This is a genomic window from Sphingobacterium sp. SRCM116780 (assembly GCF_021442025.1).
In the GTDB taxonomy this organism is placed as follows: domain Bacteria; phylum Bacteroidota; class Bacteroidia; order Sphingobacteriales; family Sphingobacteriaceae; genus Sphingobacterium.
Map to the genome: position 1 here is coordinate 1,888,791 of NZ_CP090446.1, position 17,821 is coordinate 1,906,611.

The following is a 17,821-nucleotide window of genomic DNA, read 5'->3' on the forward strand; positions in this document are numbered from 1 at the left end:
GTTAATTGCTTTTGTAATGATAATCAAATGATTTGGTCACATCGTTCAAATGATCCAGTATCGCCTGTAGGCGCTGCATACCATCATATTGATAAGACTCTGTTATTCCACGTGTATCTGTCTTACTCTTCATACCCACCAAAGGCTGATAGATATAGGTGCTGATCAAAGAGTTGGGCAAATTGGCTCTAACCAGTAGCTCCTTACTGCTGTTCAGGGTGCCTGTTCCTGAAAAATCATATCCGCTGAATGCAGTCATTACCTGACTATAATTGGCGTTTTTTATGATGGCAATTGGATATACACCCGAAGTGTTCCATAAATAGGTAGTCATCGTTTTATCGGGACTTAAAAACTCTAAAAGCTTACCCTTATCGTTATACTTGGTAAAGGTATAATCATTCTTATAGTAATTACTATAAGTAGTTAATGCTTGCGGCACTGTTGACTCAAAGGAATAAGATTTTGAAGGAAGATACATGCTCAATGTATCCTTATAAACTGTTTTATACCCATGAACGACCTTATTGTCTACAATCGATAATCTTTCGATGGGGATACCTTTCAGGTTTTTGCTGAGCATCCCTGTACTGATGACATCCGTATAGTCGAAGGGATATTTGATCAATTCTTGCCTACTTTTTCCCTGACTGTTTATTGTCTCCTTTGAGATAAGCAAAGAATAGCTTAGATCATAGATGTAATTTTCTTTTATATCCTGTGCAATCAAACCATTAACATATGCTGTGGTAGATTTGTTTTCCAGCACATTTTCCTCAGCTTTCACGTCATAATACCCAAAATAAGCACCATCTAAAGCATCCAATGGTTTTGGCAGAAAAATCTTATACGCAGCAATATTTTTTACTGAATTAATCTTATAATTGAAGGTATCTTTTTGAACGATTAACGCATCTTTGTTGTATACGGTGACACTTCTAGGCGATCCATTTAGATAATCTTCTTTTGTCGGAAAAAAGGGAATATGTTGATCTGCTCCTGCCCCAAGTCTACTATTACTTTGATTTCTAAATAAATATTCCGTATAACCATTTTCACTATTTTCTCCAAAATGCTCAGTAACCTTCGTATACCCTACAAGATTTCCCTGAGCAGCATTACTAAATGGTACAATAGATGAAGTACTGGATATTAAATATTCAGCATGTAAGGGGACAGTATTATTAGGGTCAAATGAAGGGTAACCAGGAAGACTGGAAACATTATAATAATTTGGGGCAACAATCTCTGGTGTTGAAAATACAGGATTATACATTGGTATAGTTCCTGAGTAACTAAAATGTCTTGTTTCTGATTTATTTCCTACTTTATCAATTATTTTTTGAATTCTTAAACCTGCACCAGCTATAATTTCTTCATTCACTTCACTTCGGCCAATATACTCTAAACCTGCAAAAACAGAAAAATTGACATAACTGGGCGTGCCCACCTGCACCTTTAATCTATATTTTCCCTTAGAGAGATAAGTAAAAGCCGTGGAATTATTCTTTTCATAATTTAACTGGGTATGGGACACAGAGAAGCTGTAACCAGGTTCCCTCCATGCTACATAATTAGTTCCATCAAATACTTCCAGTGAAACATTAAAGCTGTTCGTCGCTGATCCGCAGCTTTTTGTTGTTCCAGAAATATTGCTTACCCTGAAATTCAATTTAGCAGTCTCAACAGCATTATCCAGTTCAAAATCTTGAGTTACAATTTTACCTGTGGTTCCATAAAGATTGCAAGGATCATTATAATCCGGCCCCTGAACCGTAGTGCTGATCCCACCTGCGTATTGTACCTTGTCAAAAAGATAAGAAAGCGTTTGATGAATATCATGAGGCTCAAAATAAAAGTCCGATGTACCTCCAGTTGGATACTGAATCTGGGTAAGCATCATATTTTGTAACAGTTCAGGTTTTGGACGTTTGTTGCGGCCATAGAACATTTCTCCCAATAACCCCGTAGAAGGAACCGTTTCGAAGGTTTTGGGATACCCTTCTATTTCTCCCATATTATAAAATCCCCAAAAATCCGTTTCAAATGAATTTTTTGCAGGTAGCTCTCCAGCGTTATACGTAAAGGAGTGTACAGCACCATTATTTTCTGTTACTTTATCCAACATGAGTCTGGTGGAGAGATAATTCAGTCCACCAACCGGTATACTGCCACGATAAGACTGTGTAAATGAATAAGATTTGATCAATTTACCTGAGGTATCTTTTATTTCTACAGAGGATATTTTCTTAGGAGCGGTTTCATTGGGGATAATCTGCAAATCCGTTCTGTTAATAGCATTGATCTGAATGCTGCCCCCATTAAAAGTTATGCTGGTAGGACGTAATTGTTTTATCCTGTTGTAAGAATAGGTAACATCATTATATTTTCTTAACAATTGTACATCGGTTGGGGGTAACTTATCATATCTATAAAATTGGAGAAGATGAGGACTAGTTGAACTATACATCTGCTCTTGTAAACTTATGGGGGTACATATCGATTCAACTTCGTAATTGAATGTGACCCGATTTTTTAATGGTGATTCGATATAGGTTAAATAATAAGCTGTTGTTTGAGTTTCTGCCGGACTGAATGATAAAGTCTTTAATTCCTGTTCAGTTTTGTCCAATAGACCTAATTGGTGCAAAGAGAACGAAGACGATGATTCACCACTCTCAAAGCCATAAGTATACCCATCCATATCTTTCACCGTCCAAGTACCATCGGTTGGATTATAAAGCACATCGATATACGCTTTGGGATTTAGCAGAACAGCTTTTGCTGCTGTGGCTGTGTTGATGTGTCCTTTATAAACAGTGCCTATTCGATCAAAAACCATTTTCCCCGAAAAACCGCCAAAATTATAATAATATAAATCTGGTTCCCCTTTTCCCCCTGAGGAAATGTATTCTGAATATGCACCCATTACGTTGCCTTTAAGCTTTTCACTCTTTCGGACAAGGTTCTGCATATTTGCAATTGAAACTGTATCAGTATAATAGCTCTTGAAGGCAAGATTAGAAGATCTAAAATCATCTTCTCCATTTATAGTTTTGGTAATACATCCCCCCACGTTAAGTGTCCATCCCAAACCTACTGAACTAGCTTCCTGCGAAACTCTGATGCCTGAAGCATGATAAGATAAACTGATCGGTATCTTTTTACCATCCAGATCGATTTCATAAAATGGAATATCAATATTGGGTACTCCTGTATAATGCCCTACAGGGGTATGTCCATACATACCTAAGGACGCTGTATTGGGCGAAACCGGTGTTAGTTTAAATCCCTCATTATTTTTGGTCTGTTGGCTTGATCCCTGGAATGGAACACCAAAGAATATCATACAAATGACGAATGCAATTATTCTATTTCTATTCATATATCGTGTTGTAAAATTCTAAACTTGGCTTATCTGACATCAGTTAAAATTGCAGAAATACTACGCTTTGCAGAATACTCTTTTTCTCGTATTTCTATACATATTATTTTTATCTAGTTAATGTCATGGTTCTCTCAGCAATTAAAATATTTCTTTCCTTTTTGATCATTAATTGTCCGCTTGTTTCGCATACTACAAAAAGATAATTCCATCTATTTAATCAGATTGGTTACTAAAGAAGTAAGACGTAGCAATTGTAATAAAGGCTTTAACTCTCCTATCCTAAAAAATTTATTACAATAATGAACGTAACTCGTCAATAGGAAAATTTTTTCTTTACCATTATTTTTTTTAAAACTTCAAAAATTCATTAAATAAGAACAGGAATTGTTGTTAGCACCGATATAACGGTACATCAACAACAAAATCAATTGTTAATTTGACACTTTTCATACCTTAGAACCAGGTTAGTACTTATTATTTAATAAATAGCACAATTTGTGATGGTCAATACGTAAATATATAAATTTTTTAATATATTTAATAATAAACATGTTTTTTTTAATTATGCAATAATTATTTCAAATCAAATTATTCATAATTACATGTACAGAAAATGAAACAATCTCATCGTATAATATCAACTACACGAGAAAATTAATTACCCCAAAAAGGACTAACTTAATCAATAATAGTAGATAATGTCAAACTTTTAAATGACGATACATGTTTACATGTAACGAAATCAAACCCATTGATCTGTGGATATTAAGATTCATTACCTAGGATCTTTCCCATCTTATGTTGACTGAAAATCAATGAACTAAAAATATATTAAACCAATTGAAATATCGGTTACAAGTTTTCTTACGACATCACAAGTCTGTATTATTACGGATAGTTTTAGAGTGTACTTCCCACCCTATTTTGCTGTGATAAAATTCGGGTCTCCCAACGGTATTTACCAGCATATATCATAAAACACCACATACAGTTGGGTCCTGCTATACACTATATCTTTTGCATCGCGAAAGGATGCCACTTCTATCACTGACGCGAAATAAGACTTCTTTAATTTAAATTTCCATTGTTCTGTTTTCTTCTTCCCCTTCCACGCACCAAAGCACATTTATTTACCTTCCAACACAATCCCTTGCTGTAAAAGAGCTTTTGGCATCCTCAGTAGTAGAAAATTGTAAAACGGGAGGCCAAGACAGTGCTTATTCTTTCCCTTTTTTCCAATTACCTACCCAATGTATTTTCTGTTCATTTATATGCTTTTTATGAATGTACAATTTATATCATTTTGCAAAAGAACAGTCGAAAAAGGGAAGTAAAAATACTCCGGACGCTCAACCCACGGGCAAAAGACTACGGCATAAACACAAGCTGCCGCACAAGTCCTTCCTTTATTCCGTTTCCTTTTGCGGCCATGTCCTACGTTACAAATTACTTTCTTTTTTTTCCTGTTTTTTCTTTTGAAAAATAATATCGGGGCCGAGCCTCGACAGGACTGGAAGAGGGAAAAACGTAACAAGACTGTATAACTAAAACAAAAGATTATGAACATCACAGGAAGACTGACACGCAATGCACAGGTCACCACAACACCAACAGGAAGAGAGGTGGTAAACTTCTCCATCGCAGTGAACGAAAGCTACAAGGCTAAGGACGGACAGCGCATCGAACAGACTGCATACTTTGATTGCGCCTACTGGCGAACCGCTAAAGCTGCTTCATGGCTACAAAAAGGGTTATTGGTAGAACTTACAGGACAGATAAGCGTTAGAGCATGGCTAGACAAAGAAGATGGTAAACCAAAAGCAGGCTTAAATTTTCACACCACAACCATTAAGCCCCTCGCAAAAAGTGGTAAGAACGATACTAATTCTGTACAGGACAGTATAGAACCAAACAACAACAAAAAAGGAAAAGGCAAGGACGACCTTCCATTTTAAAAAAGCAAAGCACAAGATTTCAACCCTTTAATAAAGTTAGTTATGAAAAATTCAACGAAAACGCAAGAATCATTACCTGACAATATAGCACTGATAGCAGAATTGATATGGCAGGATTGGAAAAATGTCTATTTCGGAGCAAAACCGTATTTAATGGCTATGCAGTCTATCAACAGTATTCATGATCCTTATTTTGAGGACTCTGCAAAAATGATAGTCAATTACTTCCTAGCCAATGCATCAACTTGGAGAGGTGAAACTGCAAGACGGGTAAAAACACAGCTTAAACTATTGCTCGCACAAGAGGATAGCAAGGATTAATCATTCTAAAATTCAACATCATGGCACAAAAGATAGATATTACAGAAGCAAAAGTATATGTCGGAACCTATCGAAAATACAATGAGGGATCACTTTTCGGAGAGTGGTTAAAGTTATCCGACTATGCAGACAAAGACGACTTTTATCGGGGGTGCAGAGAACTGCACAAAGATGAAGAAGACCCCGAATTTATGTTTCAGGATTATGAAAATGTTCCTGATGGATTGATCCGAGAAAGTTGGATCAGCGACAATGCATTCTACGTTTTAGAAGCACTGCAAGACATGAACGAAAGCCAAAGAGAAGCTTTCTTAATATGGAGCAATAACGGCCACCACAGCTTAGCAGACAAAGATATAGGCGACCTGATCAGTGATTTTGATTGTGAATTTATTGGATTGTACAAAAGTGAGGAAGATTTTGCAACGGAACTTATCGCGAACAGAGAAGATCTGACAGATTTCGCAAGACAATATCTTGACTATGAAGCCTATGCAAGAGACCTCTTTTGCAGTGACTATTGGAGTGAGGACGGCTACATATTCCTTAACGTATAAATACCAGTTTTAACCAAGGCAACCGCCAAAGGCGGTTGTCTATAAAAAATAAATACCATGCTAATTATAGAAACTTTTACAGCAACATTAAAACATGATCACGGCAAGCGACGATTAACAATAGTATCGCTAAGTGGCGAAGAAGGAGCAATTAAGCAGATAACTATGGCAGAGAATTGTCCTAGAATAGCAATAAAAAATTTAAAAAAAATAAGCACTCATGAAATACTATAGGATGAATATACAGAGCGAATCGAAAAAGTGATTGTCCCCACTTAAATGTTTCCTAAAATTTTGAAAGAATCTGGAAACTAAGATTACTTAAAATTGGAAAATCTAAAGTTAAAGCTATGAATATCGGTATAATAACTTATAAAAAATATGATGAAAATGTGCTACTAAATGCCTTTTTCAATGCAGATGAACTATTTACAATCATCTTAAAAGATGAGGATTTTATCCGCTTTGAAATCTTTGACTGCAATAAAAAATTACTGGCTTCGACGAATTTCCCTGATGTAGACGGAAAGGGATTTTATATCCATCCTGTACAAGTTGAAAGAGAAGAGGAATTATTATGGATAAATTATTATGCCTTTAGAACACCGTCAACAATTCGTAAAACAAAGGTCATTTGGAAAGTTTATGGTACACCGTTCCGAACAAAAAAACTAGCAACTGAACATGCTACTAAAATGAATACTGCAATAGCTAGAGAAATAGAAAAGTTTAAAGATTAAAAAATTTAAAACTCCATGAAAATTACCGATTTAAAAGGGCACTCTATTGAAGTAACCGATCTTAATAAAGCCATTAAACAGGCTAGATCATATAAAGATTATTATCATACTGACCCTAGCTTCGCTGATTTTGATAAACGTCAAAATGAGTACTGGAAAGACATGTATGAGAAATTGATAACTATTAAAAAAATGAATTATGGAAACAACTAATTTTTTCACACAGCTTGCACAATTGGACATCAAAGGACATATTGTGCTCACAATAGCAAGATCAGCAGATGATACCTTTATCGTTTCGACTTTGGTACGTGCCCTGTCCTCTTCTGAATCAGCTCCAAGCAAAATTATTCCCTATAACCTTACAGCAAGAGCAGAGGAACTGGACAACTGTTATTTTGATCGAATCACCGCACCTGCGCAAAAGGCAGGGGAAATCGTTGATAACATGGAGGAATATTTAAAATCAATGGAGAATGCTAAAGCTAAACCGCAAAAGGAGAAAAGCAAAACGTCCAAACCGCAGGGAGAAGCAGAAAAACGTACTCAGAAATACCATGATGCCTTGAACAAATCGGAGGAACTTGAAAAGCAGAAAAAATATAACGATGCATGGACTGCACTTCCCAAAGCATCAGAATATCCTGAACATGCAGAATTGATCAGGAGCCGACAGACTGCTATTGAACATAAGATCTGGCCTGATCTGTTTGCCAATACGGAACATCAGGTGAAGGAAATCGAACAGGAAGAAGAAGAATAGAATGTTTAATTAAAAATCGAATAAAAATGATATTAGCGACAGAACTTCAAAGAGTATTTATACTCCAAGATAAAGGAAATGAAATTAAGCTCACAGACCCTGAGCGAAATTGGTCTGAACAGGATGTGCTGTTCTTTTACTCCAATATGTATCCAATACTAACAACGGCAAAAATATCGTCACCTGTAATACAGGATGATCAGATCGTTTACAGGTTCGAAACAGTAATCGGAACAAAAGGTTAATATAAAATTTAATACGATGGAACATCATGCAAAAACAATATCCACCAACAGTAAAGCGACCAAGAAACGAACAGCAACATCGGCTACATCAGCAGTTAGGAGCGTTCGAGTATTGGATGAAGAGAACAAAGGATGCAGGGGAAATTGGCAAAGACAAACGCCAGTCCCTGCCCCCTTCCATGTTGCCAATGCCTTTTTAAGATTGAAATTTTTACCAAGGTTGCAGGAACCTGAACTCATAGAAGATTGTAACAAAATGGAAAGGGAGTATTATGATTTCCTTTCTCTAGTCGCCCAAAAATATGGCATTAACCCACAGGACACAACGGCTATTCCCTTTCCCTATAATATTTCTGCTTCACTCGCAGATGTAAGACAGCAATTAAAGGAACGCACAGCAGATTGGAAAGAAGTCAGACTGATATATGAAAATAACTGCACGTATTTCGCAAAAGAAGAAAGGTACAATACAGGGATGACATTGTACTATATCCCCGTTATTCCATTGTATGAAATTTTGCAAAACGCTAAACACGAAAATACGGGTGTACTTTTACTATCCGTGTATGCTTACCTCTATCAGATACTGGGGGTTCCATACTACAGAAATGAGGATAGCTACCTGTATTCGACCTATGAAACATTTGAGGAGTGGATTTTAGAAGATGGGGAAGATCAAATATTTGACGATCTTCAATATGCCAAGGATATTGGAGATTTAATGAAAAATAAGATTTGCGCTGAAAATTTAGATTCTTTTGAAACCCGATTAATAAGCTTTAAAGCAAAGACTGATTTTGACAGGAAAATCTTAAAAGTAGCCACGCAATTTTTTGACCTTTACAAAAAATTTCCTAACACCCGAGTAGACAGAAAGTATTTTCCACTTCGGTTTAGGGAAGAACAGGAATATGAAGATAGATATGTGATGCTGGATAACTATCTATCTTTCTGCTCATCTTTAAAGGGAAACCTATTTGAATGCATATGCCAGTTTGTTAATGAAGATTTACAGGAATATGGTGAAATTGATGAGCCTACCCGATTCCTGCCATTTGATAATAGAACCATTGTCGATAACAATTTCGATTTTGAAAGTGCCGTTTTTGACAGCCTTGATGATCTGATCGCAATTTGGCAAAATTCAACCTTCTAAAAATAAAATAGTATGAAAGATATAACCAACAGCTTCGGAACTTATTTTCATCCTGTATCTGCACTCGTATTTTATCAGAGTGAAAATTACACAAGAGAGTCGTATGTGGAACATTATGACATCGACAAGAGTGGAAATCCTATAAATGCACATCCCTTAACGGTGCGAGAAGCAAAAAAATTAGCAGAATCACTTCATATTGATCAAAAAAAGAATAATCTATTACATTCTGATGGACTATTGGATAGTAATATTTTGTCTTTTGATGCCAAAATTGGAAAAATCATATGGTTTACAAAGGCTCAGTTCCGACAGCTCCACTTTGGCCAGGGTCTCGGAATAGCTTCAGGCATGGCGCATACTCCTGCATTGTTATGGATAGCGCACAAAGAATCACTGAATATACATGCCTTATCAGGCAACAGAAGGCCTACACCTAATACCCAACTTTATTATGCTCCGTTTTTTAATGTCTATCAAAATGGAAATGTCTGTATGGGCACGGTGGATATAGAAGTGAACGAAACAGGTTCTATAAAGCAATTGACGACCCTATGGGAATCGTATTTTTTTAACAGCTATTTTACGCATTTGATGTCCGAGCACAATCCTGTAAACGGCAATTGCGTACTCTTATGGGAAAGTCTGATCAATTCAGAAAAGCCGTTCCCTAATGAAGCTCTTATAAAAAATAATAGAAAACTTAAAGATATATTGTTATGAAAACGATAAAAAACAAAGTTCATTTTCTCCCAAATGACTTATTAAGTCCAACGAATCCCATCCGTGTAAACGTTATCGGCGCAGGGGGAACAGGTTCTAAGTTCATGACATCGCTGATAGAGATTAATCATAGTTTAATTGAACTAGGCCATGCAGGTTTACAGGTACATTTGTGGGACGATGATATCATAACTCAGGCTAATATCGGTCGCCAACGTTTTGCGGAATCGGAAAAAGGTCTGTACAAGTCCGTGGCGATTATCAATCGTATCAATCGTTGGTCTGGTTTTAATTGGAAAGCGGAAACTCAAAAATTTGAACGTGATGTACAAGGTGAAATTCCCGAAAATGCAGGAGCATCAATTTATATATCCTGTACAGATAATGTAGAATCGAGATTTGAGATTGCTAACATCGTGCGAAAACTGAAAGGACAATATAACCATCATAGGTATAGCGCAAACTACTGGTTAGATTTCGGAAATAGTAAATATTCAGGGCAGGTAATCCTTTCAACAATAGGTAAGATTGAACAACCTCGATCAAAAAAGTTTGCAACTGTGGCTGAACTACCGTTTGTTACCGATGAATATGCTGACTTACTTCAAGAATCTGAAAAAACGGATGATACGCCTAGCTGTTCCCTTGCGGAATCTCTTGACAAGCAGGATCTTTTTATCAATGCTACTTTGGCACAGATGGGGGCTTCCCTTCTATGGAATCTTTTTAGGTTCGGCATGACTGAAAATCGAGGTTTCTTTCTTAACCTCCAAAATTTCAGGACTCAGCCAATTCCCGTGGGCAGTTGACAAAAATTGCCCGCGGCCAAAAGGCAGTTCCTTCCTATGGTCGAAACAGCCTTTTGGCGGTAAAGCGGTGCAAGCCTTTTTGAAAATAACTCCCTATCACCTGGCGATGCGTATTTTCAAAAAGGTTTGCGGGCTGTTAGTTATTTTAGTTAATATTCTACTTTTAAAAATTATAGATTGTAAACGACTAATCATTAGGATTAATTATTAGACTTTTACTGCGTTCTGAAAAGTCAATAGTTTTTAATATGTAACTGAATTTAGAAATATTAACTTCATAATTTTGATCTAACTCATTTCTGCAACTATCATTGGTGTAGGAAAAAACATTTATAATTTCATTTATTAATCCCAAACGTTCTTCTTCTGTTCTGCTTCCAGAAGCAGATAATACTTTTAAAAGGTTGATTTTTAAATCTATTACATTGTCAATTACAATATCTGAATTTATTTTTTCTTCCATAATAATTTATCATTTTTTAATAAATAGTTCATTAAGGATTACATGGCACCTTTTATAATTTCAACTTTGAGTTATTTTAGCAATTACTATAATATAGGTGCTGTCTGACTGATTTCTAAATAATACTCCAATTTTCCTAAGGTCGAATAAAAATAAGGATATTTTTTACCATCAATAATTTCTAAATTTGGAATTTTCCTATTTACAATTTGAGCATCACCGTCTCCATAAAGAAAAATTTGACCACCAGTTGCAAATTGATATAAATTCCAAGATGCTACATCTGTACTTTCAAAATATGATGTAAGTCTGTTACATATTCCAACACCTTCACTTGTTTTGACTGGCAAAACAATATTTATTAATTCAGTATTTTCATTAAATACCTTTGATGTGATATGAGTTGATTTATATTGTATTCCATCTAACCTGTCATTATTCCTTATCCACTGCAAAACTAATTGTGGAACTATATATTCTGGTTTAAATGTATCAGTAGGGTCCTTGACCTTCACACTACAACACATTATTATCGGAAAAGTCATAAAAAATCTGTATAACTCATCAATATCTGTACAATCTTTTGAAGGTGGAGTTAGATCAAGTAGTTTGATTTCTTTTATATTTTTAAATTTTATAGCCTGAATTTTATCTATTGACGGACGATTTAATTCTTCCCAGCAGATATAAATCGTTCTACCCAAATATAAACTGGGAAAACCTGGTATGCTAAATCTTTGGGTTGAGACTTTATTTCTTAATTCGAAAGGAATATGAAACATTTCTGACCTTTTGTACAGATAATTTTTATCACTTAATCTGATTCTGAAAAAACTTTCATTGACTGCATATTCCTTTTGATTAATAATTGCGTATAAGTCTTTAAAATCATTACGAAAGACTGTATCAATTTTTTCATAAGCATTGAAAGGATTCCCATTATAGTAGTCTTCAAAACAAAGTATAAGACTTTCGATAACTTTTCTTTGAACTTCCTTTACAAAATCCGATGAAATATGATTTTTTTCAATATGAATAGGTCCTGGATCTAAATCGTTAACTTTTTCTAAAAATAGTTTTAGTTTAGCAATAATAAATGTTTTATAATTCTCATTTGTAGTTTGGTTCAACGGTAACTCAAAAATTTTATCTTTTAAAAGTTGCTCAAAGTTCATAGGATTTTAATTGTTAAAGTTATCTATAGTACATGCAAAGCAAACTATTTATTATTTTATCATTGTTTTGATTTCAGATTTTTTTTAAAATGGACATCAAGCTCTTTAAGATATTTTCTAAAACAGAAGAAGTCAAAAATCCATTATTTGAATTTATTTCATTACTATACCGTGTCTTTAAAGGTTAGCGAATCAAGAAAAATCAACCCTTTATTTTCAGGTCTATGTTTTTATACAGCAAAGTAAGAATTCCAATCGTCGATTGAATTTACTCTAGATAATATAACTTGCTCCGATCCATAACCTCGTACCTCTGTTCAGGAGTATAAAATTGCACATAAAAAGAAAAACATACTAGTATTAAATATCAGCAAAAACAATAATATAATTTATGCATATTTATTTTCAATATCTTCTCCTAACGCACATTCCAATATAATTTGGAAAAAGAGTTCTTCATTAGTAGTTGAAAACAAATTGGTTTCAAAATTATCTCTTGGATGGAAACTAAATAATTTAGACTGTATATTTTGCACAAATAAATATTGCTCTGAATCTGCATAAAAAATATATTCTGCAAAATATGCATTTGTATGCCACTCTTCATTAGCCTCGAATATCCCATCTATATACCTATCCTCATATCCATTTATTAATGCCCTCATTGTAGCATACAAAACTGTTCCATTATTATCTATTCCATTTGTGATTTCTAGTATTTTAACAAATGTAGTTGGTATTTCAAACTTGAATAGTTGTATAAATAAAGATTTAAGTTTTTCTAGATCAAATGAAACTGCTGGTAATTGAATTTCATCACCATATTTTAGATTTTGATCTTTTATTTTTTCTATTAAAGATTTTATTGTTTCCATATATTAAAAATTAAGGGTAAATGTTTCCAGGCATCGTGTACCAAGGAAATTCTTTCACTGCACCGGCTTCCATTCCTTTTGTTACAGTATTTTGATAGACGGTCAGTGCTTTATGATATGGGTCATTTTTAATCAATACCAAATTGTCTAAAGCATTTGTTCCACTATCGTCCAAAGGGTATTTATGATGTACATCATATCCTTTTGGGTTTAGCCCATCTTTCATTCTTTGAATATCGGTATCTGTAAGACCTTTTGCTTTAAGGCGATTTTCATCTTTAAGTAATTCCTGAAAAAATTTTTTCTTTTCAGTATTGTTAAAAGCTTTTCGTAATGCATCTGCTTCATCTGCACTTCGTTTAGTATAAGTAAAAAGCTCTTCCAATATATTTTTCAACTCAATCATTCCTCCTTTCAATGGCAATATAATGGTTTTGGTTTTACTACCTACTTTAACGATTGCTAAAATTCCTTGCTTTAGAGCATTAGCGAATTTAGAAATTTTAGCTGAAAGTGCAACCAAACGTTCAGCACCAATTAAGGCTTTAGCTCCAGCACTTAATCCTTTTACAACCAGTCCAGCTCCTTTACTTCCTGCAACAGCCTCTACTATTGCGTATTGAATTTGTCCTATACTTTCACCTACTTCTCCCGTTTCACCTCGCTTAACATCTTCCCAAGCATTAGAAGCTACGTTATTTACACCTTCTACCAAAGCATCTTTGGTCTTTCTAAAATCTGTCCCGAAAGCCTGATCAATCGCCTGAAGGTTAGAATCGCCCATCACTGGTCCCAAAGGTCCTGAGTAAGCGACTCCAATAACGGCCATTTTTCCAAGGCCAACCCATGTTTCACCCTGCCATATATCATGTGTAAAAAAATTAAAAGTGCCTTCCATTCCTTTTTTGAAACCACGTCCAGCACCCTCAGTGAATTTTTTGTCATCATCACAAAACAGGTCTACAATAGCTCCATAAGGAAATGTTAATGCTTGCCCCAATATATTTGAGGAAATTTCTTCAGAGACAAAATCACTTTCATTGTTGTTTTCATTGGCCAGATCAGCCTCATATTTATCAAAAAAAATCTTGATTTTACCCTGTCCTACAGCACAAATGGCCTCAGAATCCTCTAAAAGAGGTTTTTGATTATTGGCAAATACACTGCCTGATTTTGTTTTTGTCCATTCTACACAGGCAAAGGTACACGGAGCACCTAATTTTTTACAGGCTCCAAAAGGAAGAATATTTATGGTAAACTTATTATCAGCATCTGTAGCTAGCATTGGGCCGTATAGGTTTACTTTTCGTGGTGTAGCAATGAGCTGGGATGGCGTGGCTCCCATGTCGCATACAAGGAATACGCCTTCTGGTACATATTTTTTATTTTCATCGCTCATCGTGAATGTGTTTATATTCTATTATATCTTTTTTGAAATGCACACCCTTAACTTCAAAGTACTGATCTATTTTCCCAGTTTTGTATTCTAATTCATGAGACAGCTCATACTTCTCTTTTGACTGAAATGTAATATCCTCCATTTCAACTCCTTCACCGTAAAGCATTCTAAATGCAGAAAGAAATTCTTTTTTGTTTTCAATACTTTCAATATCAAGATTTCCATAAATATTGGCAGTTATTAGATTACTACTGTTTTTCTGAATGACCAGTTCTTCTTTTATCGGGATCTTTATTCCAAAGTAAAATCCGTGTAAGATTCTCTTTCTCAAAAATTTTTTTGAATCAATTGGGAATTGTAGTAAATGCTTGATTCGTGGAAAAAATAATTGTGCGATCCCGATATAAAAAATACTATTTCTCAGTTTTGCTTCATTGGCAATGTTTTTTTCATAGTTATCGAGCAACTCGTCAAGATTGGGTATAGACTTAAATTTTTCAGCAAGTACTTTTTTTTCTGATAACCATTTCTGAGATATTTCAGGAAGATTTAATATGCTTTCAACCTCATACCCTTCATTTATCGCAAGTTCCAGGCTTGAAGTAATATCATTGAAATACTGTGCAAATTGAAAAATCAAACCAGTACATGACTGATTTAAGTCTTTAACCTTATATTTTACACTTTTAGCCGTACCTATCAAGTTCTCCTGGTATGAAACTGTAGCCGAAAAAGTGTTTTCTATGAAAGTAATCCCATTTCTGGTCTGTGTTGTACCAAAAACATCATATACAGACCCTTGGCTTTCACTATTCTTTATAGTTTCTTTAGCCTCTTTTAAAATGTGAGCAAATAAGGTCATAATTCGTTGATATTTACTGTCCCCCCTGTTGTATTGGTTGTTGCTCCTCCTCCAAGATTCGTCTCAGTAGCTCCTTTAATACTTGCTTTTGCTGCAGCACTTTCAATAGTAACATCACTGGTCAGACTTTTTACAATGATTTCTCCATTTTTTGCCGTTGATTCTACTTTTCCTTGATCTGCAATGGTAATAACTCCTTCTTTACTTATCTTGATCTGATTTTTTCCTACTAAAAAAGTGATACTGGTCTTCGCGTCAATTATTACATTCCCATTGCTATCTGCTTTAATTATTGATTGTGCAGGTTGATTTTTATTTGCTCCTACATTGATAACTGTGGTTGCTCCTGCATTTACCGTATGATTGGTATTTGCATTTGTGGTAGCGTTTCCTGATCCATCAAAATGCATATTTGCCCCACCCTTATCTTTTAGATTCATGGAGCCAGCCCCATTGTCATATTTTAATTCAGCTCCGCTTCGGCCGCTGAAACTCATGACATTATTAGCCTCTCCACCGCCAGCACCAACTTTCCCATGATACATTCCCCCCATTACAAAAGGGCGGTCAGGATGAAGGTGGACAAAGTTGACAATGACCTGATCTCCTACTTCAGGTACAGACATGAACCCACGATTTTTGCTGACTTTTTCACTGCTTCCTGCATCTGGGGACATTACACGGATAAATTCTGTTGAATCTTTTCCACGTTGCCAGTCCAACTGTACCTGTACACGGCCTTGATTGAGCGGATCAGTATTTGAGATTACTTTACCAAACTGAGGTTCTGCAAGCGGAACGGAAAATTCGGGTCTTGGAATAAACCCAGTATCTGATGCGATAGCCTCAAAAGAACCATCATAATACCCTCTTGCATCTACTTCATGAACTACTTCTATAAGCATCAATTTGGTAAAATAAGAAGTTTGATTGCTGTCTGTTTTACGCATTTCAACATCAGCAATACAGCCGGGATAAAGAAACGGAACGGTCGTATTTCCTGAAGTGATAAATACTTCTGCAGCTTTACTTCCAGCAGTCCCTTTCTGAGAGGCGTCAATATCCATAAAGGACACTGCTTTTATCGGTGCCACCCGTAAAGAAGGTGTCTGGAAAGTTTTTTCTGAAATTTCATAGGCACGTTTGGCAATATCGGAAGTGTGGTTGATCTTTGTACTGCCACCTATAAACTTCTCATTTTTGCTGCTATTGTACCCATAGAATGATGGGTTCACGTGCTGGGCTTTCATTTTGATCTTAACATCTGTCAGGTTGCTTCCATAAGTTAGCTTGACAGGTTTTTCCTGTGGCGGGAGCTGTCCAAAATGCAGTACTTCGCCGTCATAAAAGAACTGCTCTCCATAGGCTTCCGCAATTCTGGCGAGATAATTATAATGCGTTTCTTCGTATTGAGAACTATAAGGCACGTTTCCATAACGTGAATCAACCCGGTAATCAAATTTCCCCTGTCCTAATCCCTCCCTGATCACATCAGTAGCAATACTATTTAGGCTGATAGGCTGTGCGCCACCAAAACTTTGGATGTGCGGTGCAGCATCTAATAATACTGTTGGGCTGTTACCTGATAATACAAGATTTCCAAGATTACCCTTTTCCTGGCTGAAGCCTACTTCTGTGATCACTCCAACGAAATTTCTCTCTGGCCCATTTTCGACATCTTTGTATTTAAAAACAATAGTAATTCTTTTACCAAGAAAACTCTGCGCTATTTCCAGATTATGATTTTCTGCACTGCCCAACGTATCATGAGCGAGTATCAGATCAAATTCATGATGCTTGGTAGCACTTTGCGTCAATTTAAAATGCTTGAAATATTTAATTGGTTTTCCTTCGACATGAATGTCGAGCATCACAATCCTATTGATCCCTGAAATTGCATTTTGTACAATTCCCTCTGCATTAAATATCTTTGATGTGGGTTGTTTTTCCCATACTTTTTCTTCACTGATTGAAGGAGTATTGGGTACCAAAGGCTGGTTTAGAAATTGCTGCCCGGTATCCACAACATTCTTCACTTGTGAGATGGTCTTTGTAGCATCTTTTATAATTGAATTTTCTTGGACATTTTTTACAACATCGAGCTTATCCAAATCTACTCCCGGTTTGGGAAGATCCTTCTGTTCTTGAAACATGACATAATTTTTTTCGGTTGTGTTGTTTTAAATTGGATTTTCCACCTGCTAGGGTGAGACCATTCTGCTCAGGAGATACAATCAATAATTTGCAGCGGTCTCGCGGGCAAGATTACAACATGACTGTTCTGAGATGGGTGCGAACTGGAAATTCACGGGAGTGAAATTCTTCTTGAAGTACTAAACAATACTATTCTCTTAGTCTGGTTTTCATTTTTTTCATAGTTTTTTTTGTGA

Annotated in this window: 18 protein-coding genes; 11 read left to right on the forward strand and 7 right to left on the reverse strand. The window is 35.6% G+C overall.

Annotated features, from left to right (window positions below):
- Position 1 precedes the first annotated feature (1 nt).
- Complete coding sequence (locus LZQ00_RS08245) at positions 2-3,385, reverse strand: hypothetical protein (protein ID WP_234514521.1); 3,384 nt, start codon at positions 3,383-3,385, stop codon at positions 2-4.
- Between the two features lie 1,562 nt (positions 3,386-4,947).
- On the opposite strand from LZQ00_RS08245, the gene LZQ00_RS08250 reads away from it, so the two are divergent.
- From LZQ00_RS08250 to LZQ00_RS08300, 11 genes are all read left to right on the forward strand, one after another.
- Positions 4,948-5,343: a single-stranded DNA-binding protein gene (locus LZQ00_RS08250; RefSeq protein ID WP_234514522.1), complete on the forward strand. Its 396-nt coding sequence runs from the start codon at positions 4,948-4,950 to the stop codon at positions 5,341-5,343.
- Between the two features lie 42 nt (positions 5,344-5,385).
- Positions 5,386-5,664, forward strand: coding sequence for a hypothetical protein (locus LZQ00_RS08255; protein WP_234514523.1), 279 nt, complete (start codon positions 5,386-5,388; stop codon positions 5,662-5,664).
- A 20-nt stretch (positions 5,665-5,684) separates the two neighbouring features.
- On the forward strand, positions 5,685-6,221 hold the full coding sequence (locus LZQ00_RS08260; RefSeq protein ID WP_234514524.1) for an antirestriction protein ArdA: 537 nt from the start codon (positions 5,685-5,687) through the stop codon (positions 6,219-6,221).
- Between the two features lie 57 nt (positions 6,222-6,278).
- On the forward strand, positions 6,279-6,455 hold the full coding sequence (locus tag LZQ00_RS08265; RefSeq protein ID WP_234514525.1) for a hypothetical protein: 177 nt from the start codon (positions 6,279-6,281) through the stop codon (positions 6,453-6,455).
- Positions 6,456-6,571: 116 nt separating this feature from the next.
- Positions 6,572-6,961, forward strand: a complete 390-nt coding sequence (locus LZQ00_RS08270; RefSeq protein ID WP_234514527.1) for a hypothetical protein — start codon at positions 6,572-6,574, stop codon at positions 6,959-6,961.
- Positions 6,962-6,976: 15 nt separating this feature from the next.
- The gene (locus LZQ00_RS08275; protein WP_234514529.1) at positions 6,977-7,174 is read left to right on the forward strand and encodes a hypothetical protein; all 198 of its coding nucleotides are present in this window, start codon (positions 6,977-6,979) and stop codon (positions 7,172-7,174) included.
- On the forward strand, positions 7,161-7,724 hold the full coding sequence (locus LZQ00_RS08280; RefSeq protein ID WP_234514530.1) for a hypothetical protein: 564 nt from the start codon (positions 7,161-7,163) through the stop codon (positions 7,722-7,724). Before LZQ00_RS08275 ends, LZQ00_RS08280 begins: the two co-directional genes overlap by 14 nt.
- Before the next feature lie 26 nt (positions 7,725-7,750).
- A complete protein-coding gene (locus tag LZQ00_RS08285) occupies positions 7,751-7,969 on the forward strand; it encodes a PRTRC system protein C (protein ID WP_234514531.1) in 219 nt (72 codons plus the stop codon).
- Positions 7,970-7,985: 16 nt separating this feature from the next.
- Positions 7,986-9,125: a hypothetical protein gene (locus tag LZQ00_RS08290; protein ID WP_234514532.1), complete on the forward strand. Its 1,140-nt coding sequence runs from the start codon at positions 7,986-7,988 to the stop codon at positions 9,123-9,125.
- A 12-nt stretch (positions 9,126-9,137) separates the two neighbouring features.
- Positions 9,138-9,848 (forward strand): prokaryotic E2 ligase family D protein, encoded by a 711-nt coding sequence (locus tag LZQ00_RS08295; RefSeq protein WP_234514533.1) that lies wholly within the window; start codon positions 9,138-9,140, stop codon positions 9,846-9,848.
- Positions 9,845-10,657 carry a PRTRC system ThiF family protein gene (locus tag LZQ00_RS08300; protein ID WP_234514534.1) on the forward strand — a complete coding sequence of 271 codons (813 nt, stop codon included), beginning with the start codon at positions 9,845-9,847 and terminating at the stop codon, positions 10,655-10,657. Before LZQ00_RS08295 ends, LZQ00_RS08300 begins: the two co-directional genes overlap by 4 nt.
- A 187-nt stretch (positions 10,658-10,844) precedes the next feature.
- Here LZQ00_RS08300 and LZQ00_RS08305 read toward each other — a convergent pair whose 3' ends face one another.
- From LZQ00_RS08305 to LZQ00_RS08330, 6 genes are all read right to left on the reverse strand, one after another.
- Positions 10,845-11,120, reverse strand: coding sequence for a hypothetical protein (locus LZQ00_RS08305; RefSeq protein WP_234514535.1), 276 nt, complete (start codon positions 11,118-11,120; stop codon positions 10,845-10,847).
- An 86-nt stretch (positions 11,121-11,206) separates the two neighbouring features.
- Complete coding sequence (locus tag LZQ00_RS08310; protein ID WP_234514536.1) at positions 11,207-12,295, reverse strand: RES domain-containing protein; 1,089 nt, start codon at positions 12,293-12,295, stop codon at positions 11,207-11,209.
- A 389-nt stretch (positions 12,296-12,684) separates the two neighbouring features.
- Positions 12,685-13,170 carry a YrhA family protein gene (locus LZQ00_RS08315; RefSeq protein WP_234514537.1) on the reverse strand — a complete coding sequence of 162 codons (486 nt, stop codon included), beginning with the start codon at positions 13,168-13,170 and terminating at the stop codon, positions 12,685-12,687.
- Positions 13,171-13,180: 10 nt separating this feature from the next.
- On the reverse strand, positions 13,181-14,569 hold the full coding sequence (locus LZQ00_RS08320; RefSeq protein WP_234514538.1) for a PAAR-like protein: 1,389 nt from the start codon (positions 14,567-14,569) through the stop codon (positions 13,181-13,183).
- Complete coding sequence (locus tag LZQ00_RS08325; protein WP_234514539.1) at positions 14,559-15,431, reverse strand: hypothetical protein; 873 nt, start codon at positions 15,429-15,431, stop codon at positions 14,559-14,561. Before LZQ00_RS08325 ends, LZQ00_RS08320 begins: the two co-directional genes overlap by 11 nt.
- On the reverse strand, positions 15,428-17,584 hold the full coding sequence (locus LZQ00_RS08330) for a type VI secretion system Vgr family protein (protein ID WP_234514541.1): 2,157 nt from the start codon (positions 17,582-17,584) through the stop codon (positions 15,428-15,430). Before LZQ00_RS08330 ends, LZQ00_RS08325 begins: the two co-directional genes overlap by 4 nt.
- Between the last annotated feature and the right edge of the window lie 237 nt (positions 17,585-17,821).